Origin of the sequence: Cryobacterium sp. N22 (assembly GCF_002929555.1) — a bacterium.
GTDB lineage: Bacteria > Actinomycetota > Actinomycetes > Actinomycetales > Microbacteriaceae > Cryobacterium.
This window is the reverse complement of sequence record NZ_PJJP01000039.1, coordinates 1-26,188: the sequence shown is the minus strand read 5'-3', so window position 1 is coordinate 26,188 and position 26,188 is coordinate 1. Positions and strand designations below refer to the sequence as shown.

The window sequence follows — 26,188 nt, the reverse complement described above, 5'->3', positions numbered from 1 at the left end:
CGGACACACTCAGTATGCCCAGGACTAAGAAACCTACCAACGGCCGCGCACGTCGCACCGGACGGCGCAGCCCGGTCGCCAGCGTCGCGTTGATCGCGATCGGACTGCTCTTCACCGGCGGCGCGTACGCGATGGTCAGCACCAGCACGGCCACCGCACAGACCGAAACGGCGTCGCAGCAGACCATCAGCGAGGGTGAAAAACTCTTCGCCGCGAACTGCGCAACCTGCCACGGCCTCAGCGCCGATGGAACCGGTACCGGTCCCAGCCTGATCGGTGTGGGTGCCGCGTCCGTCGACTTCCAGGTCGGCACCGGACGCATGCCCATGCAGGCCAACGGTCCGCAAGCCATCGTCAAGCCGGTTCAGTTCACCGAGGAGCAGACCGCGGCTCTGGTCGCCTACGTCGCATCCCTCGCTCCCGGCCCGGCACTGCCCGAAGCCGAGTACCTCGATGCCGAGGGCGACGCCGCAGCCGGAGCCGAGTTGTTCCGCATCAACTGCGCCATGTGCCACAACGTCGCCGGGGCCGGCGGCGCGCTCACCGAGGGCAAGTACGCTCCCGCGCTGGAGGGCGTCAGCCCGGAGCACATCTACGAGGCCATGGTCACCGGACCGCAGAACATGCCGGTGTTCAACGACATGAACATCTCGCCCGAAGACAAGCGCGACATCATCACCTACCTCAAGTACCTCGACAACAACCCGTCTCCGGGTGGATTCGCCCTCGGGTCCCTCGGACCGGTGTCAGAAGGACTGTTCCTCTGGATCTTCGGTCTGGGCGCCATCGTCGCCCTGACCGTGTGGATCGCGGCGAAATCAAATTGATCGGCACCCGGAATATGACACAGCGACCACAGACAGCGCCCCCGAAGGAGAACCATGGCCAGCGATGAGACCAGCGGAAAGGACCTGACCGCTGCCGACTCCTCGAGCGTCGAGCACGTCACGGCCGCCGCGGGCACCGCCGTGGTTGCACGCGACGCGTTGAAGAATCCCGGCCTGCCGCCGCACCGACAGCGTGTGACCGACCTCGACCCGCGCGCAGAGAAGCGCGCGGAGCGCACCGTCTACACCCTGTTCTACCTGTCCGTTGTCGGCAGCATCTTCGCTATCGCGGCGTACATGGTCTTCCCGATCGTTCCCGAGGAACCGGGTTCGGTGCGGTTGAACAACCTGTTCATCGGTATCGGACTCGCGCTGGCGCTGCTGGCACTCGGTATCGGCATCGTGCACTGGGGCAAGTCCCTGATGCCCAACACCGAAGGCATCGATCAGCGCCACCCGGTTCGCGGCAGCGACCAGGCTCGTGAGCGTTCCGTGGAGATCTACCACGAAGTGATCGAGGAGTCCGGCCTCGGCCGTCGCGCCCTGATCCGCAACAGCCTCATCGGTGCCCTCGTGGTGTTCCCGCTCCCCGCTGTCGTCTTGTTCCGCGGGCTCGCCCCGCAGGACCAGGACCCGGTCGCCCTCTTGAATCAGACCATGTGGAAGAAGGGCACCAGGCTGGCCCTGGATCCCTCAGGGGCGCCGATCAAGGCCTCCGACGTGACCCTCGGGTCGTCGTTCGCCGTGATCCCGGAGGGACTGCAGGACCTCGAGCACGGCAGACTCGAAGAGAAGGCGAAAGCCGCCGTCATCCTCGTGCGCATGAAGCCCGAAGACCTCAACCAGCTCCCCGAGCGTGTCACCTGGTCCTACGACGGCATCGTCGCGTACTCCAAGATCTGCACGCACGTCGGATGCCCGGTGGGCCTGTACGAACAGCAGACGCACCACCTCCTCTGCCCGTGCCACCAGTCGCAGTTCGACGTGGCCGACCACGCCAAGGTCATCTTCGGACCGGCCAAGCGCGCACTCCCCCAGCTGCCCATCGCGGTGGACTCCGAGGGATACCTGATCGCCCAGAGCGATTTCCTTGAACCCGTCGGACCGAGCTTTTGGGAGCGACAGTGAGTACCGCAACTAATATGAAACCCGCAGCGACGAAGAAGCCCGGCGGTTTGACCGGCGCCGCGGCGAATTACATCGACGAGCGCACCAGCGCCTCCACCCTGGTCAAGGAGCTAGGTCGCAAGATCTTCCCAGACCACTGGTCGTTCATGCTGGGTGAGGTGGCGCTGTACAGCTTCGTCATCATCCTGCTGTCCGGGTCCTTCCTGACCTTCTTCTTCCAGGCATCGATGGCCGAAGTGCACTATGACGGCTCCTACGTGCCGCTCAAGGGCGTGGAGATGTCCGTGGCCATGGCGTCTTCGCTGGACATCTCCTTCGATGTGCGCGGCGGTCTCCTGATGCGCCAGGTGCACCACTGGGCAGCTTTGCTGTTCGTGGCGTCGATCGGCCTGCACATGCTCCGCATCTACTTCACCGGAGCCTTCCGCAAGCCGCGCGAGCTCAACTGGGTGATCGGCTTCGTGCTGTTCATCCTGGCCATGGCCGAGGGCTTCACCGGCTACTCGCTGCCGGATGACCTGCTCTCCGGCAACGGCCTGCGGATCATCGACGGCATGGTCAAGGGCATCCCCGTCGTGGGAACCTGGATCTCGTTCCTGCTCTTCGGCGGTGAGTTCCCGGGCACCGACATCGTCGGTCGCCTGTATTCGCTGCACATCCTGCTGCTGCCGGCGATCATCGTCGCGCTGATCGCGATCCACCTCCTCTTCGTCGTGGTGCACAAGCACACGCAGTACCCCGGTGCGGGCCACACGAACGAACGGGTCGTCGGCTACCCGGTGCTGCCGGTCTACGCCGCCAAGGCCGGTGGATTCTTCTTCATCGTCTTCGGCGTGGTGATGCTGATGGCCTCGTTCTTCACGATCAATCCGATCTGGAACTACGGACCGTACGACCCCTCACCGGTGTCTGCCGGAACCCAGCCGGACTGGTACATCGGTTTCGCCGACGGAGCACTGCGACTGGTACCGCCGGGACTGGAATGGGTGTGGTTCGGCCACACCTGGTCGTTCAACATCCTGATCCCCCTCACCGTCATCGGTATCTTCATCGTCACGGTGCTGATCTACCCGTTCATCGAGGCCTGGATCACCGGCGACAAGCGCGAGCACCACGTCCTGGACCGTCCGCGCAACGCGCCGACCCGAACGGCCATCGGCGCCGCCGGTGTCACGTTCTACGCCGGCCTGTGGGCGGCAGCGTCCTCGGACATCATCGCCACCCACTTCAAGCTCACCATGGAGGGTGTCATCCACGCTCTTCAGGTGATCGTGATCCTGGGCCCGTTCATCGCATTCTTCATCACCAAGCGGGTGTGCCTGGCGCTGCAGAAGAAGGACCGCGAGATCGTTCTGCACGGCTATGAGTCCGGCCGTATCGTGCGTCTGCCCGGCGGCGAGTACATCGAGGTGCACCAGCCTGTCGACGAGTACGAGCGCTGGAAGCTGGTCAGCTACGCCGATTACCAGCCGCTGGAGCTGACACCCAACGCCCAGGGCAAGGTGTCGCCTCTGCAACGGGTTCGCGCCGGCCTGTCCCGCTGGTTCTTTGAAGACCGGATTGCCCCGGTCGGGACCAAGGAACTCGAAGAGAGCCACGGCGATCACCACTAGTTCCTCAGCCGAACCGGTTCGGGCACCGCACCCACTCCAGACACTGTCTGAGTGGCTGCGGTGCCCGAACTGTTCCACCGACCTCGTCCCGGCGGGCGAGCTGGTGCTCGCCTGCCGCAACGGCCACCGGTTCGACACGAACCGGCGAGGCTTCGCCTCCCTCCTCGTCGGCTCACGCAAACTCATCGGCGATTCCGCCGCGATGCTCGACGCGCGCGATCTCTTCCTGGAACGCGGCTGGTACACCGAGCTCCGCGATGCCCTCAGCGCCCTTGTGGCCGCCGAGTCACCGCACCGTGTCATCGACATCGGCTGCGGCACCGGCTACTACCTCCGCGGCGTCCTGGACGCCGTCTCGGGCCGCGACTCCCCCGGTTCCCCGTCAGCCCGGACCACCGGCGTCGGAGCGCTGGCCATGGACCTGTCCGCGGCCGCGGTCGCACGCACCGTCCGGGCCGGACTGACCGATCCGAACTCGACCACCAACGGACTCGTCGCGGACGTCTGGTCTGCCCTTCCGATCCGGGACGGTGCCGCTGACGCCGCGATCAACGTGTTCGCTCCCCGGAATCCGGCCGAGTTCCATCGCATCCTGGCTCCTGGCGGGCTCCTGGCCGTCGTGGTGCCACACCCGAGCCACCTCCAGGAGCTCCGCGCCGCCGGCCTGGCCCTGGACGTGCACGGGAACAAGACCGACGACCTGGTCACCAGCCTGGCGTCAGGCTTTCACCTGGAGTCCACGGCGGACCTGTCCAGGACCCTGCTGCTCTCCCCCGACGACGTTGCCGCCCTGATCGGAATGGGCCCGTCCTCGCACCACCCGTCATCCGCCGACCCCGCTGACCGGGCCGGGTCAACCGAGGTCACCGTGGCGTTCCGACTCCTTGGATTCCGCCGCTCAAACGCTTGAGCCTCGGCACACGACGAAGCGCCAGCGACCCTAAGGTCACTGGCGCTTTTTCGTGCGGTGTCGAGGCCTAGCGGGCGAAGAGTCCGCGGTAGTACTCGTAGACCCAGCCGACGAGGCTGATCACGCCGATGCCGACCGCGATGAATGAGATCCAGAAACCCACGGCCAGTCCCAGGAACAGCAGCGCGGCGCTGGCCGCGAGCATGATCGGCCACCAGCTCCATGGGCTGAAGAAGCCCAGCTCGGGGTCGCCGTCATCGATGTTCGCGTCGAGCATGTCTTCGGGCAGCTCGCCGCCCTGCGCCTTGTAGACGCGGGACAGGTAGAAGGCGATGAACGCCACGAGCAGGGCGCAGAGCGAGATCGCGAAGGTTCCGACCCACTCGATGCGACCCTGGGTCGGGTCGACGAGGCCCCACACGACGTACGCGACTGCGACCAGCGCGAGGAATCCCGTCAGGATCCAGTAAAGGTTGACATTGGCTTTCATCTACTTAACCTTTTCCGATCCTGCGTCATAGGTGGGAGCATCCGGTGCGTCCTTTGCCGGACCGATACCGACGGGCATGCCGACCTCCGGGTGGTTCAGGTCGAAGGCGGGACGCTCGGAGCGGATGCGCGGGATCGACGTGAAGTTGTGGCGCGGCGGCGGGCACGATGTCGCCCATTCCAGGGAGGCGCCGTAGCCCCACGGGTCGTTGACCGTGACCCTGGGAGCCGTGCGGGCGGTGACATACACGTTCAGGAAGAACGGGATCATCGACACGGCGAGGATCATCGACCCGACGGTGGACAGCTGGTTCATCCAGGTGAACCCGTCGTCGGGCAGGTAGGACGCGTAGCGGCGGGGCATGCCCACCACTCCGAGCCAGTGCTGCACGAGGAAGGTCGTGTGGAAACCGATGAACAGGAGCCAGAAGTGCCACTTGCCCAGGCGCTCGTTGAGCATCTTGCCGGTCCACTTGGGCCACCAGAAGTAGAAGCCGCTGAACATGGCGAAGACGACGGTGCCGAACACCACGTAGTGGAAGTGGGCGACCACGAAGTAGGTGTCTGACACGTGGAAGTCCAGCGGCGGCGAGGCGAGGATGACCCCGGTCAGGCCACCGAAGGTGAACGTGATGAGGAAGCCGATGGCCCAGAGCATGGGGGTCTCAAAGGTCAGCGAACCGCGCCACATGGTGCCGATCCAGTTGAAGATCTTCACGCCCGTCGGAACGGCGATGAGCATGGTCATCAGGGAGAAGAACGGCAGCAGGACCGAGCCGGTCACGTACATGTGGTGTGCCCACACCGTCACGGACAGCGCCGCGATGGAGATGGTCGCGTAGATCAGGGTCTTGTACCCGAAGATGGGCTTCCGGCTGAAGACCGGGAACACCTCGGACACGATGCCGAAGAACGGCAGGGCGATGATGTACACCTCGGGGTGGCCGAAGAACCAGAACAGGTGCTGCCAGAGAATGGCGCCACCGTTGGCCGGGTCGTAGATGTGCGACTGGAAGATCCGGTCGCTGGCGGCGGCGAGCATGGCCGCGGCGAGGACCGGGAACGCCATCAGGATCAGCAGCGAGGTGACGAGAGTGTTCCAGGTGAAGATCGGCATCCGGAACATGGTCATGCCCGGCGCGCGCATGGTGATGATGGTGGTGATGAAGTTCACGCCACCGAGGATCGTGCCGAAGCCCGAGAGGCCCAGGCCCACCATCCAGAGATTGCCGCCGATGCCCGGCGAGAACGTTGTGCTCGCCAGCGGTTGGTAGGCGAACCAGCCGAACGATGCCGCTCCCTGCGGGGTGAGGAAGCCGCCGACCGCGATCAGGCTGCCGAAGAAGAACAGCCAGAAGGAGAAGGCGTTCAGTCGCGGGAAGGCGACGTCGGGGGCACCGATCTGCAGCGGCATCAGGGCGTTCGCGAAGCCGAAGAACAGCGGCGTGGCGAACATCAGCAGCATGATGGTGCCGTGCATCGTGAAGAGCTGGTTGTACTGCTCCTTGGTCTGCACGATCTGCAGCCCGGGTTCGAAGAGCTGGGCGCGCATCACGAGCGCCATCACCCCGCCGAGGCAGAAGTAGATGAACGAGGTGATCAGGTACATGTAGCCGATGACCTTGTGGTCGGTGGACGTGATCCACCGAACGATGATGTTGCCCTTGCGGTCTACGCCGGTCGGCCGTGCGGCCGAGGGCGCGGCCGGGGCGCCGGCGGGAGCTGTTGTCGTGCTCATGGTCTAGTTGCCTTCCTCAGCCGTCGGGGCGTCGGTGCCTGGTTGGTTCAGGTTGCGGTCGTATTCGTTGGAAACCTGGCCGTCGTTGCCGGCGGCGCGCAGGGAGTCGACGTAGGCCTCGTAGTCCGCCTCGGACACGACCTCCACGTTGAAGAGCATCAGCGAGTGGTACTCGCCGCAGAGTTCGGCGCACTTGCCGGCGTAGGTGCCGACCCGTTCGGGGATGACCGACATGTAGTTGGTCTTGCCCGGGATCATGTCCTTCTTGTAGAGGAAGTCGATGACCCAGAAGGAGTGGATCACGTCGCGCGCCTCGAGGGCGATCTCGATCTTCTTGCCGACCGGCAGCACGAGCGTGGGGATCTCGGACTCGACCAGCGCGCCCTTCTCGCCGTCGAGGTCCGGCTGACCCTGGATGCCCTGGGTGTAGACGTCGTCGGTGACGTAGTTGAAGTCCCACGCCCACTGCTTGCCGATCACTTCGATCTGCAGGTCGGGTTCCTCGAACCGTGCCTCGATGGCGTTCTGGTCCCGCGCGGTGAACGCGAAGAAGCCCAGCACCAGGATGAGGGGGACGATCGTGTAGAAGATCTCGATCGGCATGTTGTAGCGCAGCTGCACCGGAAGGCCGGTCTGGCCCTTGCGTCGGCGGTAGACGACGACGGACCAGATCGTGAGGCCCCAGGTGATCAGACCCACGATCAGCAGCACGATCCACGAGGTGGTCCACAGACCGGACACCCGCTCGGTGTTGTTGGTTACCGGGGACTCGCCCTCCTCGAAACCGGGCAGGTACCCGTTGAGCTGAGCCTGGGTGCATCCGGCGAGGACTATGGCTAGCGTTGCTGCGACCGGAATGACGGCCCATCGGAGACGGCGGTTTTTGAGCACCGGTGACCTTTCGGAAAGACGTGAAGGCACTACACAGGAAGTGCGTTTATCATCTTTAGCTTACTCCGCGCCGGTCCCGCCCGAGTGCACGAGCGACGGGCCCGTCGCAATTCTCCACCCCGATCGGCGCATCACAACAGGGCCGAAGGGCCTGTTCGAGGCCGTTTTGACGGGGGAAGAGACGTCGGCGGCGGGCACACGACGCCGATATACACAAAAGGAGACCGTCCCATGGACGGTCTCCTTCGTGTGTATCGATCGGAGCGCTAGTTGAACGAGTCTCCACATGCGCAGCTGCCGCCGGCGTTCGGGTTGTCGATGGTGAAGCCCTGCTTCTGGATGGTGTCCTCGAAGTCGATGGAGGCGCCCTCGAGATACGGGACGCTCATCTTGTCGACGACGACCTCGACACCGTCGTAGTCCCTGACGGCGTCACCCTCGAGGGTGCGTTCGTCGAAGTACAACTGGTAAATCAAGCCGGAGCAGCCGCCGGGCTGAACCGCGACTCGCAGACGCAGGTCTTCGCGGCCTTCCTGGGTGAGCAGGCTGCGAACCTTCGCGGCGGCGACGTCGGTGAGGCCGACGCCGTGGGCGGCTGTGCTGGTTTCGATCGTGTCGGTCATGGTGCTCCTCGGTATTATCCGGTTTCGCGTCGGTGAGCATCCCACGCGCATGGGGTCCGCCGGCGAATCTTCTCTTAGTGTATCCGGCCGTGCCGTGAGCGGGCTGGATCACGCGGACGCTTTCTGTGGATCAGTGGCCCGTGCGGTCGTTCAGGCGGCCCAGAAGGAACGCCTCGCTGAGCACGGCCCGTTTGAAGACGCCCAGGTGCAGCGACTCGTTGGGGCTGTGCGCGCGGGAATCGGGGTCTTCCACACCGGTCACCAGGATCTGCGCTTCGGGGAACTCCCGGACGAGGTCCGCAATGAACGGGATCGAGCCGCCCACTCCGATGTCGACGGGTTCCACGCCCCAGCCGGCCGTCATAGCCAGCCGCGTCTCGGCCACGGCCCACCCGCCGGTGTCGACCAGGAACGGTTCTCCGGTGTCCAGGTCGTCGATGGCGACGTGGGCGCCGAACGGCGCGTTCGCCCGCAGGTGCGCCTCGATAACGGTGGCAGCCTCCCTGGCGGACTGGCCCGGCGCGATCCGCACGCTGATCTGCACGCTGACCGCGGGTGTGAGGGTGTTGGACGCATTGGCGACGGTGGGCGCGTCGATACCCGTCACCGTCAGCGCGGGCTGGGACCAGATGCGGCTGAGAATGGAGCCGTGCCCGATCGGGGCGACCCCGTCGAGCAGGCCGGTCTCCTGACGCAGCGCGGCTTCGTCGTACGGCGGGGTCGGCGCGTCGTGACTGGTGAGACCGCTGATCGCGACGGACCCGTCTGCGGCGTACAGGGTGCCCAGCAGCTTGATGGTCGCCATCATCGCGTCCGGCACGGCCCCGCCGAACATTCCGGAGTGCGACGCGTGCGCCAACGTGCTGACAGTGAGCCGGAACGTGACGTTGCCCCGCAGTCCGATGGTGATGGCCGGAGTGTCGACGTCCCAGTTGTTCGAGTCGGCGACGACGATTGCGTCGGCGCGGAGCGCGTCCCGGTTCTCGGTGAGGAAGGTGGCGAAGGAACGGCTGCCGAATTCTTCCTCGCCCTCGATGAAGAGGGCCAGGCCGAGGTCAAGGTCCCCGCCGGTTGCAGCGAGCAGGGCCCGCAATGCGGCGACGTGCGCCATCACGCCGGCCTTGTCGTCCGCGGCGCCGCGGCCGTACAGTCGGTCCCCGCGCAGTGTCGGTTCGAAGGGCGGTGAGTCCCACGCGTCGTCGAGCCCGGGAGGCTGCACGTCATGGTGGGCGTAGAGCAGAACCGTGGGGCGGCCGTTCCTGGCCGCGCGGGTGGCGAGGATGGCAGGCTGTCCGAGTTCGTCGGTACCGGGGATGCCGGCCTGGGTGACCGTGACGGTGTCGAAGATCCCGATCTCGCGCACCAGCTCGGCGACGGCGTCGGCGCTGACGCGCACGTGATCGCGGTCGAACGCCGCCCAGGACACCGAGGGGATCCGCACCAGGGCGCACAGGTCGGCGACCGTACGGGGAAGCTCCCGTTCGACGGCGTTCCGCAGCGCCGATTCGAGGGTTTGTGCTGCGACTTGCTGGGTGGTTGCTGCTGCTGTGTCCGCGGTATCCGTCATGCGAGTAATCTTAAGGCAACCTAAGTGCAAGGAACTGATGTGGCTAAGCAACCTGTAAATCCCGGCGCAGAACCGTCGATCGAGTCCGCCGACGAGACGAAGTCCCGCCTGGCCGGTACGTCAACGCGCAAGGGCCAGCCCACACCGAGCCGCCGTGTGCAGGAGGCCGCGAACAAACGCCCGCTCGTTCCGGACGACCGCAAGCTCGCCGCCAAGCAGGCGCGGGCGAAGTCGGCCGAGGCCCGCGAGAAGGCCCGGCTCGGCATGGCCGCCGGTGACGACAAGTACCTCCCGGTGCGCGAGCGTGGACCGCAGAAGCGTTTCGCCCGTGACTACATCGACGCGCGATTCAACGTGGGCGAGTTCATGATCCCGGTGATGTTCCTGGTCATCCTGCTCACCTTCTTCCCGGATCCGTCCGTGCAGACCTACGGCATCCTCGCTCTCTGGGCGTTCTTCCTGGTCGCGATCGGCGACTGCATCGTGCTCGGTTTCATTCTGACCAAGAAGATCCAGGCCAAGTTCGGCGCCGACAGGGCCGAGAAGGTGCGTTGGTACGCGGCCATGCGAGCACTGCAGCTGCGGGTCATGCGCCTGCCGAAGCCGCAGGTCAAGCGCGGCCAGTACCCGGCCTGATCCACGACAGCACACAAAAACCCCTCGGAGCCGGCTCCGAGGGGTTTTTCTGTGTGTCGGGTCAACGCCGGTAGGCGCCCAACCTGATGACGGGAACTCGAAGTTCCTCGTCGGTCAGCGAGCCGTGCTGGCCGACCATGCTCCGAGCGGACTGGTTGGGCTCCCGGGAGTCGTAATAGGCGATCAGCTTCCGTGCCGCCACGATGACGTCGCCGATCCGAGCCGCGGCATCGTCGCGCACCGCGCCGAACAGGCCCGCAGCCACGGCCTCGCTGCGCGTGAAGATCCAGGCGCGCTCCCCCTCGACCCCACGCCAGGTCTCCGCCAGCGCGTCGGCGTCGACACCGTCCTCGGTGTAGAGCTGCAGGCAGCGGGGGTCACCGCCGATGTGGCGCACCCCGGCGACGAGGGCCGGCACGGTGTCGAAGAGCACCTGCTTGGCCGCGGGAACATCGACGACTCCGTGGTCTGCCGTGAGGATCATGCCCTCGTCCGGGCGCAGGGTGCCGGCGAACCGCGCCGTTTCGGCATCGAGGCTCTCCAGCTGCGCCAGCCACCGAGCGGATTCCCAGCCGTGGGCGTGCGCGTTGACGTCCAGTTCGGGCACGTACAGGTAGATCAGGGCCGTGGGCTCGGCGTCGAAGATCGCCCGCGCCGCGGCGAACCGCGCACCGATGGTCTCGGCCGGCACATAGCCGGCACCGCGCAGCACCGCCTGGCTGAAGCCGGAATCCGTGAACCGCTTGGGCCCGACGGCGAAACTGGGAATCCCGGCCGCCGCGGCCGTGTCGAAGACCGTCGGCTGGTTCTGCCAGCTGTGCGGTTCCATCCGCTCGTCCCAGCCGGTGAGCTGGTTGACCACCCTGTCGTTGGCCGCGTCGAAGACCTTGTAGCCGACCAGCCCGTGGGTGCCGGGCGCGACCCCGGTCGTCAGCGAGGCGATGCCCGCGGCGGTCGTGGCCGGGAACACCCCGTCGACGACGTCGGTCTTGGCCAGATGCGAGGTGAGGAACCGGGCATGCCCGGCGCGTGCGCGCAGGTTGCTCACCCCGAGGCCGTCCGCGAGGAGCACGAGTGCCTTGCCGGCCGGCGGGAGCCCGAGCGGGTTCGGCTGGGACCGGACCGAGGCCAGCGAACTTGTCAAAACGTCGGCAAGGCGAACGGCGCTGAAGGGCCGGACCGGTAACATAGGGGGCATCTGGCCCAGTCTGACATAGACCCGGCCGCAGGTTTCCTCAGCGCAGGTCCGTGCGCATCAGCCTGGTGCTCCCGGTTCTGCCGACATGCACCACACTCAGAATCTACGAATGAGCCGCTCAGACAAGACAGTGTCAGCCAACACGGGGTCCGCCGCATCCACCGAGCGCATCGAAGACGTCGATGTGTCAACGGAGATGCAGGGGTCGTTCCTCGAGTACGCCTACTCGGTGATCTACTCCCGTGCCCTCCCCGACGCCAGGGACGGCCTCAAGCCGGTGCAGCGCCGCATCCTGTACCAGATGAGCGAGATGGGCCTGAAGCCCGACCGCGGGCACGTGAAGTCGGCCAGAGTCGTCGGCGAGGTGATGGGAAAGCTGCACCCGCACGGCGACACCGCCATTTACGACGCCATGGTTCGGATGGCCCAGGCCTTCACCCTCCGGGTTCCGCTGATCGACGGGCACGGCAACTTCGGGTCCCTCGACGACGGGCCCGCCGCACCCCGGTACACCGAGGCGCGCCTGGCGGCACCGGCCCTGGCGATGACCGAGCACCTCGACGAAGACGTCGTGGATTTTGTGCCCAACTACGACAACCAGCTCACCCAGCCGGACGTGCTGCCGGCGGCGTACCCCAACCTTCTCGTCAACGGGGCCAGCGGCATCGCGGTGGGCATGGCCACCAACATGGCCCCGCACAACCTCGTCGAGGTCATCGGCGCCGCCAGGCACCTGCTCGCCCACCCGCGCGCGACCCTGGACGAGCTCATGGAGTTCGTGCCGGGCCCCGACCTGCCCACCGGCGGCACCATCGTGGGCCTGGCCGGCATCAAGGACGCCTACTTGACCGGTCGCGGCAGCTTCAAGACCCGGGCCAAGGTGTCGGTCGAGGCGATCACCGCCCGCAAGGCCGGACTCGTCGTCAGCGAGCTGCCCTACCTGGTCGGGCCCGAACGGGTGATCGAGAAGATCAAGGACGGCGTCAACTCCAAGAAGCTCAGCGGCATCTCCGACGTCACCGACCTCACCGACCGCACCAAGGGCCTGCGGCTCGTGATCGGGATCAAGACCGGTTTCAGCCCCGAGGCCGTGCTCGAGCAGCTGTACAGGGTGACTCCGCTAGAGGATTCCTTCAACATCAACGCCGTCGCCCTCGTCAACGGCGGCCCGCAGACGCTGGGCCTGGTCGAGCTGCTGCAGGTGTACGTCAACCACCGCGTCGAGGTCGTCACCCGGCGTACCGCGTACCGACTCGCCCGTCGCCTGGAACGCCTGCACCTGGTCGAGGGACTGCTCATCGCGATCCTCGACATCGACGAGGTCATCCAGGTGATCCGCGCCAGCGACGACACCGAGCAGGCCCGCACCCGGCTCATCGACGTGTTCGATCTCAGCCAGCTGCAGGCCGAGTACATTCTCGAGCTGCGGCTGCGCCGGCTCACCAGGTTCTCCCGCATCGAACTCGAAACCGAGCGAGACCAGCTGCTCGCCGAGATCAAGGAGCTGCAAGCCCTGCTCGCCAGCAAGCAGGCCATCCGCACCCTCGTCTCGGACGAGCTGGCCGCCATCTCCGACAGGTTCGGCACCCCGCGGCGCACCCTGCTCACCGAGGCCCGTCCGAGCATTGCCGGCGCCTCGGCGCGGAAGACGGCCGTGCTCGAAGTGTCAGACTCCCCCACCCGCGTGTATCTGAGCAGCACGGGCCGCATCGCCAGGGTGGACCTGCCGCAGCCCGGCGACGACCAGACCGAACGCATCACGCCGGCGCACCGCCGCAGCAAGCACGACGCCGTCCTGTCCGCCCTGGACACCTCCAGCCGCTCGGAGATCGGTGCCGTGACCAATAAGGGCCGGCTCATCCGCTTCTCCCCCGTTGACCTGCCCGTGCTGCCGCCCACCTCGATCCAGTTGGCGGCCGGTGTGCGCGTGCGCGACTACCTCTCGCTGGGCAGCGGCGGTGAAGTGGTGCGCGCCCTCGTGGCCCTGGACAGCGACCGGGCCATCGCGCTCGGCACCCGGCAGGGCATCGTCAAGCGGGTCACCCCGAACGACTGGGCGAACAAGCCCGATTTCGAGATCATCGCGCTCAAGCCCGGCGACGAGGTCGTGGGCGCCGTCCAGGGCGCCGAGGACGACGAACTGGTCTTCGTCGCCTCCGACGCCCAGTTGTTGCGCTTCCCCGCATCGACGGTGCGCCCGCAGGGCCGCACGGCCGGCGGGATGGCGGGCATCAAGCTGGGCCCGGACGCGCGGGTGGTGTTCTTCACCAGCCTGGCGGCCGACGCCGCCGAGGAGGCCGTGGTGGCGACGATCGCCTCCGGCAGCCAGACCCTGCCGGGAACGGATCCCGGCAGCGCCAAGGTGTCCGCCTTCACCGAGTTCCCCGCCAAGGGCCGAGCCACCGGAGGGGTGCGCTCGCACCGCTTCCTCAAGGGCGAAGACGTTCTCGGTGTGGCCTGGGTGGGTGCGGCACCCGCACGCGCACTGGGCGTCGAGGGTTCTCCCCGCACACTGCCGGACACCGGTGCCCGACGCGATGCCTCCGGGACCATGCTGGACGCCCTCGTCGGCTCGATCGGTTCGGGTATCGGCTGACGCCGGTTTTCGGCTGCCCGGCCCGCACCTGTCGGGCGGGTCAGACGTCGATGCGTTCGCGGCTGAGCTTGTCCGAGCTGTCGATGATGAACTCCTTGCGCGGGGCGACGTCGTTGCCCATCAGCAGTTCGAACACCTTGCCCGCCATTTCGGCGTCGGCGACCCGAACCCTGCGCAGGGTGCGATGTGCCCGCTCCATGGTCGTCGTCGCCAACTGGTCGGCGTCCATCTCGCCCAGTCCCTTGTACCGCTGGATGGGATCCTGGTAGCGCTTCCCGCTCTTCTTGAGCGCGGCGAGCACACCCTGCAACTCGGCTTCGGAGTACGTGTAGATGGTTTCGTTGGGCTTGCTGCCCGGATTCATCACGACGACCCTGTGCAAAGGGGGCACGGCGGCGAAGATCCGGCCGGCCTCGATCATGGGGCGCATGTACCTGAAGAACAGGGTGAGCAGCAGGGTACGGATGTGCGCGCCGTCGACGTCGGCGTCGCTCATGATGATGACCTTGCCATAGCGGGCGGCGGACAGGTCGAAGCTGCGCCCGGAGCCGGCGCCGATGACCTGGATGATCGACGCGCACTCCAGGTTGGAGAGCATGTCGGCGACCGACGCCTTCTGCACATTGAGGATCTTGCCCCTGATGGGCAGCAGCGCCTGGTGCTCGCTGTCCCTGGCCAGTTTCGCGGTACCGAGCGCCGAGTCGCCCTCGACGATGAACAGCTCGCTGAGGGCCACGTCGTTGCTGCGGCAGTCGACCAGCTTCGCCGGCAGCGAGGAGCTCTCCAGGGCGTTCTTGCGCCGCTGCGTCTCCTTGTGGGCGCGGGCGGAGATGCGCGACTTCATCTCGGCCACGATCTTGTCGAGCACCACGGCCGACTGGGTCTTGTCGTCGCGCTTGGTCGAGCTGAACCGCTCGGTCATGGTCTTCTGGATCACCGCGGCCACGATGGCGCGCACCGCCGGCGTGCCGAGCACCTCCTTGGTCTGGCCCTCGAACTGCGGTTCGGGTAGCCGGACGGTGAGCACGGCGGTGAGCCCGGCAAGGATGTCGTCCTTCTCCAGCTTGTCAGAGCCGACCTTGAGCCGCCTGGCGTTCTGCTCGACCTGCGCCCGCAGGAACTTGAGCATCCCCGCGTCGAACCCGGCCTGGTGGGTGCCGCCCTTGGGGGTGGCGATGATGTTGACGAAGCTCTTGATGACGGTGTCGTACCCGGTGCCCCAGCGCAGGGCGATGTCGACCTGGCACTCCCGAACGAGCTCGGTGGGGATCATCGCCCCGGTGTCGGTGAGCACCGGCACCGTTTCGGTGAAGCTTCCCGCTCCGGTGAGCCGCCAGGTGTCGGTGATCGGCGTGTCGACGGCGAGGTAGTCAACGAACTCGGAGATGCCGCCGGCGAAGGTGAACGACTCCGCGACGGGCACCGCGCTCCGACGGTCGTCGATGTTGATGGTCAGGCCCGGAATCAGGAACGCCGTCTGGCGGGCCCGGCCCATCAGGTCGTCGGTCTGGAACGTGGCGCCCTTGGTGAAGATCTGACGGTCGGCCCAGTAGCGGATCCGGGTGCCGGTGACACCCTTGCGCACCTTGCCGACCACACGCAGTTCGCTCTTGTTCTCGAACGGCGTGAACGGCGCATCCGGGCTCTTCTCGCCGGTGTCGGCGAAGACGCCGGGTTCGCCGCGGTGGAAGGACATCGCCCAGGTCTTGCCGTCCCGGTCGACCTCGACGTCGAGGCGTTCCGACAGGGCGTTCACGACAGAGGCGCCGACGCCGTGCAGGCCGCCGGAGGCCGCATAGGAGCCGCTGCCGAACTTGCCGCCGGCGTGCAGCTTGGTGAAGACGACCTCCACACCGCTCAGGCCGGTCTTCGGTTCGATATCGACCGGGATTCCGCGCGCCGTGTCGCTGACCTCGACGCTCTCGTCGGGATGCAGCACGATGCCGATCGACGACCCGTGCCCGCTGAGCGCTTCGTCGACCGAGTTGTCGATGATCTCCCAGAGGCAGTGCATGAGCCCGCGGGAGTCGGTCGATCCGATGTACATGCCGGGGCGTTTGCGCACCGCGTCCAGGCCTTCGAGGACCGAGAGGTGGCGGGCGGAATAGTCAGAACTCACAACGGTTAAGAATAGCGACCCGAACGCGTTCAGCCCCGATCGACACTCGATCGGGCTCCCCGCGCCGGGTGCACCGCGCAGAATGCTACGCGGTGAGCGAAATGTCACCCAACTGTGGCCCAATCCGAGCCAGGCCGTGTTTACATGGTGAGTAAGGATTCAATTGGTATCACCTGGTATCAGTCTGGAGGAGGAGAATATGTCCCAGATCGCCACCGAAAATGGTGCCGTCGACCAACAGGGCGCCCCCCACCAGCTCACCGCGGCCGACCGCTGCGACGCTTGTGGCGCTCAGGCCTACATTCGTGTAGTCGTGAATAACAGCGAGTTGCTCTTCTGCGCCCACCACGGACGCAAGCACCAGGAGAAGCTCGCCGCTATCGCCGAAAGCTGGCACGACGAGTCGAGCCGACTCTTCGAGGACCAGAAGTCCTAACCCGTCCGGTAGGACTCACCCGGCTCCTGGCCGGGTGAGTCCTACTCCGAGGTGAGGCTGAGCCGCACTGCAACCTGGTTGCGTGCGGCTTTTGCTATGCCGTCGACCGCATCGGTCTGCGCGGACGGAGCCAGTGACAGCGCCCTGGCGGCGCAGGCCGACCGGAGCATCCGGTCGGCGAGCTGCGGATTGCGGGCCAGGACCGGGCCGTGTAGGTGAGTGCCGATGAAGCTTCCGGCAACTGCACCCTCGGTTCCGTCGCCGTTGCCGGTGCCGTAGGGCACCGTGCCCAGCGGGGCCGCGGCGCCGGCGTACCCGCGCAGGTGGTTTTCGAAGCCGAGCAGGCGCAGCCCGTCGGCGTCGACGACGAGGTCGTCGGTGACGCGGGCGGGCAGGGCGCTCGCGCGCCCCGAGACGAGGCCGAGACCGTCGACCGTCGAGCCGTCGGCCAGGTCGAGCCCGGCGCTGAGCAGCTCCCAGCCGGTGCCGACGGCGAGCACGGGCACTCCCCCGGCCAGCCAGGCACGCAGTGGCTCGGCCAGGGCCCTGAGGGCGTCGCGTGCGGCGACGAGGTCGGTGTCGGTTCCCGATCCGATGACGACGAGGTCGACGGTCTCGGGAAGATCAGCAACGGACTGCACGGGCACGATCCGGGCTGACCGGCCGGCCCACCGGGCGCGTTGCGCGAGAACCCGCGCGTTCGCGGCGTCACCGTTGGTGTCCAGCAGCTGCGGGAGCAGGGTCACGATGGTGAGGTCTGCCGGGTGGTCGACTGTCATGACGGGTCCGCTTCGTTGGTTTCCAGGCCGAGGTGCGCCCGGGTACGCCGCATCGAGTCGGCCGAGAAGATGATCGTCTTGACACCGTGGGCAGGTTCCGGCAGAGCCAGGAAGTCGTCGAGGGCCCGCCCGAGGTCGGGTTCGATCCGGTCGACGATCACACCGTCGTAGGCCAGTTGCAGCCCGATATCGTAGGCCTTCGAGCCCGAGGCGATCTGCACGTGGCCGAGGCCGGACGTGTCGGCCGGCCAGAGGTAGGAGGGGTCGCGCACGTCGGAGCCGACGGCGACGAGGATCTGTTCGGTGTCAGGGTCCAGGCTGTCCACATTCAGCTGCAGGCTGGCCGGGTTCTGCACGAGCACGAATTCCACGGTGCTGCCACGCACCGACACGACCTCGCCGCGACCGAAGACCGGGGGGATGGTGGAGATCGCCGCGACCGCGACGGCGGCGTCGAAGCTCTCGAGCAGGGCCGACCGCGCGGCGGCAAGTGCGGTGAGCGCATCCACCGCGTAGTGGGTGCCTCTGGCCGGCAACCGCAGCTCGTGCACCCGGCCGTCGACCAGGACGGTGGCGTCGAGCCCGCTGACCCCGGTCAGGACCATGCCGTCGGCAGCGTCGAGCCGGGTCGGCGACGTGAGCGAGTAGCCCAATCCCCGCGGGTTCGCGGCGAGCACCTCGTCCGACACTCCGTAACGGGCCACGGTGACGCCGGAAACGACGCCGTCGCCCAGCCGGGCCAGGTAGAGGTCATCGGCGTTCAGCACGACGGAACCGGTGGCGCGGGCGGCGATCTTGGCCAGCATCGCGGCAACCATGTCGGAGTCGTGGAAACGGTCGATCTGGTCCACCATCACGTTGGTCAGCACGACCACGCGCGGGTTCAGGGAGCCGGAGATCAGGGCGCCATGGCCCTCGTCCATCTCGAGAACCGCGATGTCGCCCTCGATGCGGCCGGTCAGGCTGACCCGCTCCAGCAGCGCCGAGGTGAGTCCCTGGCTGATGTTCGCCGTCGACTGGTTGGTGAAGACCGACATGCCGTGCGCGCGCAGGGCGGCAACGAGCATCTTGGTGGTCGTGGACTTACCGGCCGAACCCGTGACGATGACGAGCCCGCCGGGGAACCCGTTCAGGGTGCGCGGCAGGAACCCGGGCGCGATGGTGTTGACCACCAGCCCGGGGACCGCAGACCCGCCACCGGGCTTGCGCCAGCGCGCGAGGGTGCGTGCGACCCTGCCGAGCAGGATCGCCGGCGCATACCGCAGAGGCAACTCTTTACTCGAGGTAGTCGCGCAGCGACTGCGACCGGGACGGGTGGCGCAGCTTGGCCATGGTCTTGGACTCGATCTGACGGATCCGCTCACGCGTGACGCCGAAGGTGTCGCCGATCTGGTCGAGGGTCTTGGGCATGCCGTCGCCCAGGCCGAAGCGCATCCGGATGACGCCGGCTTCGCGCTCGGACAGCGAGTCGAGCAGGCTTTCCAGCTGCTTCTGCAGCATGGTGAAGCCCACCGCGTCGGCGGGAACCACCGCTTCGGTGTCCTCGATCAGGTCGCCGAACTCGCTGTCGCCGTCCTCGCCGAGGGGGGTGTGCAGGGAGATCGGCTCGCGGCCGTACTTCTGCACCTCGACGACCTTTTCCGGGGTCATGTCGAGCTCGCGGCTCAGTTCCTCCGGCGTGGGTTCGCGGCCGAGATCCTGCAGCATCTGGCGCTGCACGCGGGCGAGCTTGTTGATGACCTCGACCATGTGCACCGGGATACGGATGGTGCGGGCCTGGTCGGCCATGGCCCGGGTGATGGCCTGGCGGATCCACCAGGTCGCGTAGGTGGAGAACTTGAAGCCCTTGGTGTAGTCGAACTTCTCGACCGCACGGATGAGGCCCAGGTTGCCCTCCTGGATCAGGTCCAGGAACTGCATTCCGCGTCCGGTGTACCGCTTGGCCAGGGAGACGACCAGACGCAGGTTGGCGCCGAGCAGGTGGCTCTTCGCGCGGGCGCCGTCCTTGGCGACCCACTGCAATTCGCGTCCGAGTGCGCTCTTCTTCTCGGCGTCGGTCATCTGCGAGAGCTTGTCTTCGGCGAACAGGCCGGCCTCGATGCGCATGGCCAGTTCGACTTCTTCGGCGGCGTTGAGCAGCGCAACCTTGCCGATCTGCTTCAGGTAGTCCTTGACCGGGTCGGCCGTCGCGCCGGTGATGGCGCTCGAGTAGACCGGGACCTCATCCTCGTCGTCGACGAGGGACAGCACGAGCGCACCCTTGGGCAGCGGCTCGGTAGGGGCGACGCGCTTGGCGGCACCGTCGGTGGTGTCGTCGTCGTCGGTGTCGTGCTCGTCACCGGGAGCGGCGGCCTCGTCGTCGCCGGCTTCGGCAGCGCCGGCCTTTTTCTTGCCCGCGGGCGCCTTGGCCTTCGTGGTCGCGGCGCGCTTGCGCGGCGCGGCCTTCTCAGGGGCGTCGGCGCCGGCGGCGGCGGCGGCCTTGGCGGCACGCGTTGCCGCGGCCTTCTGTGCGGGCGTCTTGGCCGCGGTGGCGGTCGATGCGTCGTCGGCCGGCTGGGTCTCGGTGGTCTTCAATTCGGGCTCTGTCTTCGTCGGGGTTGCCATTCGAACACCTCTCATGCCGTGGTTCGTGCGCGTGCGGCGCGGCCTCGCTCAGTGCGGTACTCGGCCGGGCCGGGTTCATCTGAGAGCGGGGGTTATGGGCAGTACGTTTTTGGGCAGTACTAGGACCCATGTCAAGTCCCCGGGATTGCAGCCGACAAGCAGCCGGTGCGCCCAGGAACCAGAACGGGTCCTATTGACAATTATTGCACGGATTGTGTATAAACCGAGCCACGCACTCTTACTCTCCGTGCCTGCGTCGCCGTAGTCTCCTGGAGAGTTCAACCCAGAGTGGCGCCACTTCTATTCCCTCATCCCGGGACAGCAGCCGCCTGGTTCGTTTGCGGGTGCTCACGAGCATGAGCACACCGATCCCGACGACCAGGAACTGCACGGCGAACGCGACACGGAACGAGTCCAGCGCGTAGAGGTCGCTGGCGCCGCCCTGGGCCTGCCGCCAACCGTCCTGGAGGTCCAGCAGCACCCCGATCAGGAACATCATCACGAAACTGGCCAGGAACCCGCCGACGTTGACGACCCCGTTGGCCGACCCGAGACTGCGTTGCGGGTTGAACGTGCGCGCGAAGTCGAAGCCGATCAGCGAGCCCGGGCCACCGCCGCCCAGCACGATCAGCAGGACGACGATGAGCCAGAATGGCGGCGCCACCGGCCAGAGGAGAACCACAGCCCACGCCGCGGCCATGACCGTGACGATGCCCAGCACGATATTGCTGCGACGCAGCGGATGCCGGGCCGTCAGTACTCCCAGGATCGGTCCGCAGATCATTCCGGCGGCAACCGGGATGGTGAGCATCATGGCGGCCATGCTCGACTCGTAGCCGAGACCGTAGACCATGAACGGGAAGCCCCACAGGAGGGTGAAAACCGTCCCGGAGGACTGGGTGACGAAATGGGACCAGAAGCCCAGCTGGGTTCCCGGCCGGCTGAGGCTGTGCCGCAGCTGGGTCAGGGCGCTCCCCCAGCTCTGCGGCCGCGGTTGGTCCGGCGACCCGGCCGGCCGGTCGCGGATGCCCACGACAACCACCACGAAGGCCACGAAGACCACCAGGGTGGCGCCCAGGAACGCCGGTGTCCAGCCGAACTCGCGCAGGACCCACGCCAGCGGCACGGCCGAGAGCACTTGGCCCAGCTGGCCGATGTTGCCGAACCACTGCGAGAGCTGGGGCACGATTCGGCCGGAGAACCAGGAGGTGATCAGCCTGATCACCGAGATGAAGATTGCGGCGTCGCCGGCACCCACCAGCATCCGCCCCACCACCGCGAGAGTGATGGACGGTGCCAAGGCCAGCGTCAGCTGCCCCGCCACCATCAGGACGGTGCCGGCGAGCATCAGCACGCGGGGCCCGAACCTGTCGATCAGCACGCCGACCGGGATCTGGGCCGCCGCGTAGACGATCAGCTGCACCACGGCCATGCTGGACAGGACGGCGGCCGAGCCGCCGAATCGTTCGGTTGCCGACACACCCGCGATGCCGAGCGAGGTGCGCTGCATGACGGCGGCCAGGTAGACGAACGATCCGAAGGAAAAGATCAACCAGGATCGACGAGAGTTCACTCGCCTCAATCTAGCCGGGTGCGACACTCCCCCCGACCATCGCGGCCCGCCGGGTGGGCATCGGGCTAGGGCTGTTGGCCGTCGTCCCGGCCACGTCTGGTCGCGAGGAACTTCTCGAGCTCCGCCGCGATTTCATCTGCCGACGGCAGCGCGCCGTCCTCGTCGGTCAACGGCGACCGCAGGGTGTTGCCCTCCATATAGGCGTCGTAGCGCTCTTCGAGGGTGCCGACGAGCTTGGCGAGTTCGGGGTTCTCCGCCACCTGCTCGTCGATCCGGCCGATGAACTCGCGGTTCTTCTCCCGCAGCCGATCGGTGGGGAAGATCAGCCCGGTCGACGCGCTCGTGCTTTCCAAGGCCGACAGGGCCGCGGACGGGTATTCGGTGTCGGCGAGGTAGTGCGGGATCAGCAGGACGTAGCCGATGGTCCAGGCGCCGATTTCCTGCAACCTGAATTCCACGAGGTGCAGGGCGTTGGCGGGCACCTGGGTGTGCGGGCGCCACACCGACATGCTCTCAATGAGGTCGGTGCGGTTGCCGCTGACCGTCACACCGATGGGTCGGGTGTGCGGGACCGGCATCGGGATGGCGTGCACCCACGTGGTGGAGGACACCGTGAACCGGCCGACGAGATCGAGCACCGCGGCAGTGAACTGCTCCCACCGGAAGTCGGGTTCGAAGCCGGCCAGGAGCAGGAACGGCTGGCCGATCTCGTCCCGAGCCAGGTACAGCCGGAGCCGGGGCGGCTGGTAGTCAGTCAGGTGATCCTGATCGAAGTAGATGATCGGTCGCCGCGCCCGGTAGTCGAGCAGCAGATCCGCGTCGAACTCGGCGATGACCTCGTGCTCGAGGGTCGCGAGCAGGTATTCGGTGAACTGGGACACCGCGCCGCCGGCGTCCGCGAATCCGGTGAGGCCCGCGACGAGATGCAGCCCTTCTGGAACGCCTGCGGCGTCCGAAGTGAGCGTATAGATTTCGTCTGGATCGCGCATCCATTAACTCTAGGCGGACGATTCGCCCGGCGTCGGAGAATCGCTCCTCCCGCCGTGGTGCCCAGAGCGAACACTCTGCCCCGTAGCATCAAGGCATGACCGTTTCCCGCGTTTCCGTGTCCGCACAGCCCTCGATCGAATCCACTGCCGACGTGCTCGTTGTCGGCGCCGTGCAGGGAAAGGACGGGCCGACCCTGTTCGCCGACCCGGGCTTCGAGGGGATCGCGGCACAGTTCGCCGCCGTCGGCGTGACCGGGACGAAGGACCAGGTGGTTCGCCTCGCGCCCGTCGTCGGAGCCGCGCGCAGCATCGCCGTGGTCGGGCTCGGCTCGGATGTCACACCGGAGTCGCTGCGTTACGCGGCCGGCTCAGCGGTGCGCCAGCTCACGGGCGCCGCCACGGTGGCGTTCGCCCTGCCGTTGGCCGACGCGGACCAGGCGGCGGCGGTCCTGGAGGGTGCTGCGCTCGGTGCGTACGCCTTCACGACCTACCGCAAGGCGTCCCTGGCCGCCACCAAGCTTCCGGCCGCCGACATCACCGTGCACACGGATCAGGCCGATGAGGACGCGTCCGACCGCGCCGGGATCGTGGCCGAGGCCGTGAGCCTGGTGAAGGACCTCGTGAACATGCCCCCGCTTGACCTGTATCCCCAGTCCCTGGCCGACCTCGCCGCTGCGGCCGCTGAGGGACTCCCGGTCACGCTGACGATCTGGGACGAAGACCAGCTCGTCGCCGACGGATTCGGCGGCATCGCCGGTGTGGGCCAGGGGTCGACCCGGCCTCCCCGACTGGTCAAGGTCAGTTACGACCCGATCGAGGCGACCAAGCACCTGGCGCTGGTGGGTAAGGGGATCACCTTTGACACCGGCGGACTCTCGTTGAAGCCGCCGGCGTCCATGGTGGGCATGAAGTACGACATGACCGGTGCCGCCACCGTGCTGGCCGTCACCCTGGCCGCGGCCCGCCTGCGCCTGCCCGTGCGGCTCACGGCGTGGCTGTGCATCGCCGAGAACATGCCGTCCGGATCCGCGATCCGCCCGAACGACGTGCTGACCATGCGCGGCGGTCGCACCGTCGAGGTGCTCAACACCGACGCTGAAGGCCGGCTGGTCCTCGCTGACGGGCTCGTCGCCGCGGGCGAGGAGAACCCCGACGCGATCATCGACGTCGCGACCCTGACCGGCGCCGCGATCGTGGCCCTCGGCACCCGGTACTCCGCGGTGCTGGGCGACGACGACCTCGTGGCCCAGGTCCTCACCGCGAGCAAGGCAGAGGGCGAACTGGCCTGGCCCATGCCGATGCCCGAGGAACTGCGCGCCCTGCTCAACTCCGACGTCGCGGACATCGCGAACGCCAAGATCGGCAACACCGGCGGCGGGATGCTCCTGGCCGCGGTCTTCCTGAACGAATTCATCGGCACGACAGGCGAGGACGCCGACGCCACCCGCATCCCCTGGGCTCATCTGGACATCGCCGGCAGCGCCCAGCTTGTCGGCGGCGGGCTCGGCTTCACCGCCCCCGGCCCGACCGGCGTGACGGTCCGGACCCTGTTGCGACTGGCCGAGGAGTTTTCGCGCAAGTAGTAAGGTCTTATAGGCAGGAAAATCCTTGCCGTTCAACGCCCGCCCGCGCACGACACGTGCGTCGGACGGGCCGTGAAAGTGTATGTGATGCACGAGGGAGTATCTGGGTGTCTGAACAGAATTTTGACCTTGTAGTTCTCGGTGGCGGCAGCGGCGGCTACGCGGCCGCCTTGCGCGCCGTTCAGCTGGGCCTGACCGTCGGCCTGATTGAGAAGGACAAGCTCGGTGGCACCTGCCTGCACGTCGGTTGTATCCCGACCAAGGCGCTGCTGCACTCGGCCGAGGTTGCGGACGTGAGCCGCGAGTCGGCCAAGTATGGCGTGAACACCTCCTTCGAGGGCATCGACATCGACGCCGTGACCAAGTTCCGTGAGGGCATCGTTGCGAGCAAGTTCCGTGGCCTCCAGGGACTGATCAAGGCCCGCGGTATCACCGTCATCGCCGGCGAGGGTCGCCTGATCTCCCCCACGACCGTGCAGGTCGGCGAGGACACCATCGTGGGCAAGAACGTGGTGCTGGCCACCGGGTCGTACTCCCGTTCGCTGCCGGGGCTGGCCATCGAAGGCCGTGTCATCACCAGCGAGCAGGCCCTGGAGCTCAACTACGTGCCCAAGAAGGTCGCCGTGCTCGGCGGTGGCGTCATCGGCGTCGAGTTCGCCAGCGTCTGGAAGTCCTTCGGCGCCGACGTCACGATCATCGAAGCCCTCCCGCACCTCGCTCCCAACGAAGAAGAGTCGGTGTCGAAGCAGCTCGAGCGGGCGTTCCGCAAGCGCGGCATCGACTTCTCCCTCGGCGTGCGGTTCCAGTCGGTAACGCAGGATGACTCCGGCGTCGTCGTCACGCTGGAGAACGGCACCACGATCGAGGCCGAGCTGCTGCTCGTCGCCGTCGGACGCGGCCCGTCCACCGCGGGCCTCGGCTTCGAAGAGGTCGGCATCACCATGGACCGCGGTTTCGTCATCACCGACGAGCGCCTCGCCACCAACATCCCCGGCGTCTTCGCCGTCGGCGACATCGTCCCCGGACTGCAGCTCGCGCACCGCGGCTTCCAGCAGGGCATCTTTGTCGCCGAGGAGATCGCGGGCCTGGCCCCGATCGTCGTCGACGACCTGAACATCCCGAAGGTCACCTACTGCGACCCCGAAATCGCGTCGGTCGGCTACACCGAGGCCAAGGCGGCCGCCAAGTTCGGCGCCGACCAGGTTTCCAGCTACGAGTACAGCCTCGGCGGCAACGGCAAGAGCTCGATCCTGGGCACCACCGGATCGATCAAGGTCGTCCGCGTCGCTGACGGTCCCATCGTCGGCATCCACATGATCGGCGCCCGCGTGGGCGAGCTGATCGGCGAGGGCCAGCTCATCGTCAACTGGGAGGCCTACCCTGAGGACCTCGCGCCGCTGCTGCACGCGCACCCCACCCAGAACGAAGCACTCGGCGAAGCTTTCCTGGCTCTGGCCGGCAAGCCTTTGCACGCGATGTAACCCGTTTCGGCACACAGATTCTCACTAACATTGGTCAGACATTAATGGTTTCAAAGGAGACAAACGCATGAGCGAATCCGTCAACCTCCCGGCACTCGGTGAGAGTGTCACAGAGGGTACGGTCACCCGCTGGCTCAAGAACGTGGGAGACCGCGTCGAAGTCGACGAACCGCTGCTCGAAGTATCGACCGACAAGGTCGACACGGAGATCCCATCCCCCGTTGCCGGCATCATCGAAGCCATCCTCGTCCAGGAGGACGAGACCGTCGAGGTCGGCACCCCGCTGGTGACGATCGGCGACGGCTCCGCTGCGGCCGCAGCCCCGGTCGCCGAGGCACCCGCCGCCGAGGCACCCGCCGCCGAGGCACCCGCCGCTGAGGCGCCCGTCGCCGAGGTTCCCTCGACCGA

22 protein-coding genes are annotated in these 26,188 nt (G+C 67.0%); 10 read left to right on the top strand and 12 right to left on the bottom strand.

Annotation, left to right across the window (positions count from 1 at the left end):
• Nucleotides 1–14 precede the first annotated feature (14 nt).
• The 4 genes from CXY76_RS15535 (at nucleotide 15) to CXY76_RS15520 (ending at nucleotide 4,478) form a co-directional block, all read left to right on the top strand.
• Nucleotides 15–827, top strand: coding sequence for a cytochrome c (locus CXY76_RS15535; RefSeq protein WP_104166157.1), 813 nt, complete (start codon nucleotides 15–17; stop codon nucleotides 825–827).
• A 54-nt stretch (nucleotides 828–881) separates the two neighbouring features.
• The gene (locus tag CXY76_RS15530; protein WP_104166154.1) at nucleotides 882–1,955 is read left to right on the top strand and encodes a ubiquinol-cytochrome c reductase iron-sulfur subunit; all 1,074 of its coding nucleotides are present in this window, start codon (nucleotides 882–884) and stop codon (nucleotides 1,953–1,955) included.
• 14 nt (nucleotides 1,956–1,969) lie between these two features.
• Nucleotides 1,970–3,568, top strand: a complete 1,599-nt coding sequence (locus CXY76_RS15525) for a ubiquinol-cytochrome c reductase cytochrome b subunit (protein WP_104166152.1) — start codon at nucleotides 1,970–1,972, stop codon at nucleotides 3,566–3,568.
• A 103-nt stretch (nucleotides 3,569–3,671) separates the two neighbouring features.
• Nucleotides 3,672–4,478, top strand: a complete 807-nt coding sequence (locus CXY76_RS15520; RefSeq protein WP_233199935.1) for a hypothetical protein — start codon at nucleotides 3,672–3,674, stop codon at nucleotides 4,476–4,478.
• A gap of 67 nt (nucleotides 4,479–4,545) precedes the next feature.
• Here CXY76_RS15520 and CXY76_RS15515 read toward each other — a convergent pair whose 3' ends face one another.
• The 5 genes from CXY76_RS15515 to CXY76_RS15495 all read right to left on the bottom strand — a co-directional run bounded on the left by CXY76_RS15515 (nucleotide 4,546) and on the right by CXY76_RS15495 (nucleotide 9,786).
• Nucleotides 4,546–4,968, bottom strand: coding sequence for a cytochrome c oxidase subunit 4 (locus tag CXY76_RS15515; protein ID WP_104166150.1), 423 nt, complete (start codon nucleotides 4,966–4,968; stop codon nucleotides 4,546–4,548).
• Entirely contained in the window at nucleotides 4,969–6,705 is a 1,737-nt protein-coding gene (gene ctaD, locus CXY76_RS15510; RefSeq protein ID WP_104166148.1) for a cytochrome c oxidase subunit I, read from the bottom strand.
• A 3-nt stretch (nucleotides 6,706–6,708) separates the two neighbouring features.
• A complete protein-coding gene (gene coxB / locus CXY76_RS15505; protein ID WP_104166146.1) occupies nucleotides 6,709–7,596 on the bottom strand; it encodes a cytochrome c oxidase subunit II in 888 nt (295 codons plus the stop codon).
• 266 nt (nucleotides 7,597–7,862) lie between these two features.
• Complete coding sequence (locus tag CXY76_RS15500; protein ID WP_104166144.1) at nucleotides 7,863–8,219, bottom strand: iron-sulfur cluster assembly accessory protein; 357 nt, start codon at nucleotides 8,217–8,219, stop codon at nucleotides 7,863–7,865.
• A 130-nt stretch (nucleotides 8,220–8,349) separates the two neighbouring features.
• Nucleotides 8,350–9,786, bottom strand: a complete 1,437-nt coding sequence (locus CXY76_RS15495; protein ID WP_104166142.1) for a dipeptidase — start codon at nucleotides 9,784–9,786, stop codon at nucleotides 8,350–8,352.
• Nucleotides 9,787–9,825: 39 nt separating this feature from the next.
• On the opposite strand from CXY76_RS15495, the gene CXY76_RS15490 reads away from it, so the two are divergent.
• Nucleotides 9,826–10,422, top strand: coding sequence for a DUF3043 domain-containing protein (locus CXY76_RS15490; protein WP_104166140.1), 597 nt, complete (start codon nucleotides 9,826–9,828; stop codon nucleotides 10,420–10,422).
• Nucleotides 10,423–10,483: 61 nt separating this feature from the next.
• On the opposite strand, the gene CXY76_RS15485 is transcribed toward CXY76_RS15490, so the two are convergent.
• On the bottom strand, nucleotides 10,484–11,566 hold the full coding sequence (locus tag CXY76_RS15485) for an alkaline phosphatase family protein (protein ID WP_233199933.1): 1,083 nt from the start codon (nucleotides 11,564–11,566) through the stop codon (nucleotides 10,484–10,486).
• Nucleotides 11,567–11,729: 163 nt separating this feature from the next.
• Between CXY76_RS15485 and CXY76_RS15480 the strand changes: the two genes are divergently transcribed.
• Complete coding sequence (locus tag CXY76_RS15480; protein ID WP_104166136.1) at nucleotides 11,730–14,216, top strand: DNA topoisomerase (ATP-hydrolyzing) subunit A; 2,487 nt, start codon at nucleotides 11,730–11,732, stop codon at nucleotides 14,214–14,216.
• 40 nt (nucleotides 14,217–14,256) lie between these two features.
• Here CXY76_RS15480 and CXY76_RS15475 read toward each other — a convergent pair whose 3' ends face one another.
• A complete protein-coding gene (locus CXY76_RS15475; RefSeq protein ID WP_199190334.1) occupies nucleotides 14,257–16,335 on the bottom strand; it encodes a type IIA DNA topoisomerase subunit B in 2,079 nt (692 codons plus the stop codon).
• Between the two features lie 199 nt (nucleotides 16,336–16,534).
• Here CXY76_RS15475 and CXY76_RS15470 point away from each other — a divergent pair, with 199 nt between their 5' ends.
• Nucleotides 16,535–16,771 carry a hypothetical protein gene (locus CXY76_RS15470; RefSeq protein ID WP_066595309.1) on the top strand — a complete coding sequence of 79 codons (237 nt, stop codon included), beginning with the start codon at nucleotides 16,535–16,537 and terminating at the stop codon, nucleotides 16,769–16,771.
• 41 nt (nucleotides 16,772–16,812) lie between these two features.
• Here CXY76_RS15470 and CXY76_RS15465 read toward each other — a convergent pair whose 3' ends face one another.
• The 5 genes from CXY76_RS15465 to CXY76_RS15445 form a co-directional block, all read right to left on the bottom strand.
• Nucleotides 16,813–17,550 carry a type 1 glutamine amidotransferase gene (locus CXY76_RS15465; RefSeq protein WP_104166134.1) on the bottom strand — a complete coding sequence of 246 codons (738 nt, stop codon included), beginning with the start codon at nucleotides 17,548–17,550 and terminating at the stop codon, nucleotides 16,813–16,815.
• Nucleotides 17,547–18,821: a MurT ligase domain-containing protein gene (locus CXY76_RS15460; RefSeq protein ID WP_104166132.1), complete on the bottom strand. Its 1,275-nt coding sequence runs from the start codon at nucleotides 18,819–18,821 to the stop codon at nucleotides 17,547–17,549. Before CXY76_RS15460 ends, CXY76_RS15465 begins: the two co-directional genes overlap by 4 nt.
• Nucleotides 18,822–18,825: 4 nt before the next feature.
• A complete protein-coding gene (locus CXY76_RS15455) occupies nucleotides 18,826–20,154 on the bottom strand; it encodes an RNA polymerase sigma factor (protein WP_104166130.1) in 1,329 nt (442 codons plus the stop codon).
• Nucleotides 20,155–20,392: 238 nt separating this feature from the next.
• Nucleotides 20,393–21,727 carry a nitrate/nitrite transporter gene (locus CXY76_RS15450; protein WP_104166129.1) on the bottom strand — a complete coding sequence of 445 codons (1,335 nt, stop codon included), beginning with the start codon at nucleotides 21,725–21,727 and terminating at the stop codon, nucleotides 20,393–20,395.
• A 65-nt stretch (nucleotides 21,728–21,792) separates the two neighbouring features.
• Nucleotides 21,793–22,716 (bottom strand): proteasome assembly chaperone family protein, encoded by a 924-nt coding sequence (locus CXY76_RS15445; protein ID WP_104166127.1) that lies wholly within the window; start codon nucleotides 22,714–22,716, stop codon nucleotides 21,793–21,795.
• Nucleotides 22,717–22,811: 95 nt separating this feature from the next.
• Between CXY76_RS15445 and CXY76_RS15440 the strand changes: the two genes are divergently transcribed.
• From CXY76_RS15440 to CXY76_RS15430, 3 genes are all read left to right on the top strand, one after another.
• Nucleotides 22,812–24,299, top strand: a complete 1,488-nt coding sequence (locus CXY76_RS15440; protein WP_104166125.1) for a leucyl aminopeptidase — start codon at nucleotides 22,812–22,814, stop codon at nucleotides 24,297–24,299.
• Between the two features lie 107 nt (nucleotides 24,300–24,406).
• The gene (gene lpdA / locus CXY76_RS15435; protein ID WP_104166123.1) at nucleotides 24,407–25,780 is read left to right on the top strand and encodes a dihydrolipoyl dehydrogenase; all 1,374 of its coding nucleotides are present in this window, start codon (nucleotides 24,407–24,409) and stop codon (nucleotides 25,778–25,780) included.
• 67 nt (nucleotides 25,781–25,847) lie between these two features.
• Nucleotides 25,848–26,188 (top strand): biotin/lipoyl-containing protein (locus tag CXY76_RS15430; protein ID WP_304481759.1); only part of this gene is annotated, 341 nt, incomplete at its 3' end.

What these genes read in the sequence shown, in the direction of transcription:
- CXY76_RS15535 (WP_104166157.1), top strand. Translation starts at nt 15, where the DNA reads ATGCCCAGGACTAAGAAACCTACCAACGGCCGCGCACGTCGCACCGGA.
- CXY76_RS15515 (WP_104166150.1), bottom strand. Translation starts at nt 4,968, where the DNA reads ATGAAAGCCAATGTCAACCTTTACTGGATCCTGACGGGATTCCTCGCG.
- CXY76_RS15495 (WP_104166142.1), bottom strand. Translation starts at nt 9,786, where the DNA reads ATGACGGATACCGCGGACACAGCAGCAGCAACCACCCAGCAAGTCGCA.
- CXY76_RS15445 (WP_104166127.1), bottom strand. Translation starts at nt 22,716, where the DNA reads ATGCGCGATCCAGACGAAATCTATACGCTCACTTCGGACGCCGCAGGC.
- CXY76_RS15440 (WP_104166125.1), top strand. Translation starts at nt 22,812, where the DNA reads ATGACCGTTTCCCGCGTTTCCGTGTCCGCACAGCCCTCGATCGAATCC.
- CXY76_RS15455 (WP_104166130.1), bottom strand. Translation starts at nt 20,154, where the DNA reads ATGGCAACCCCGACGAAGACAGAGCCCGAATTGAAGACCACCGAGACC.
- CXY76_RS15480 (WP_104166136.1), top strand. Translation starts at nt 11,730, where the DNA reads ATGAGCCGCTCAGACAAGACAGTGTCAGCCAACACGGGGTCCGCCGCA.
- CXY76_RS15465 (WP_104166134.1), bottom strand. Translation starts at nt 17,550, where the DNA reads ATGACAGTCGACCACCCGGCAGACCTCACCATCGTGACCCTGCTCCCG.
- ctaD (WP_104166148.1), bottom strand. Translation starts at nt 6,705, where the DNA reads ATGAGCACGACAACAGCTCCCGCCGGCGCCCCGGCCGCGCCCTCGGCC.
- CXY76_RS15525 (WP_104166152.1), top strand. Translation starts at nt 1,970, where the DNA reads ATGAAACCCGCAGCGACGAAGAAGCCCGGCGGTTTGACCGGCGCCGCG.
- CXY76_RS15470 (WP_066595309.1), top strand. Translation starts at nt 16,535, where the DNA reads ATGTCCCAGATCGCCACCGAAAATGGTGCCGTCGACCAACAGGGCGCC.
- CXY76_RS15500 (WP_104166144.1), bottom strand. Translation starts at nt 8,219, where the DNA reads ATGACCGACACGATCGAAACCAGCACAGCCGCCCACGGCGTCGGCCTC.
- CXY76_RS15530 (WP_104166154.1), top strand. Translation starts at nt 882, where the DNA reads ATGGCCAGCGATGAGACCAGCGGAAAGGACCTGACCGCTGCCGACTCC.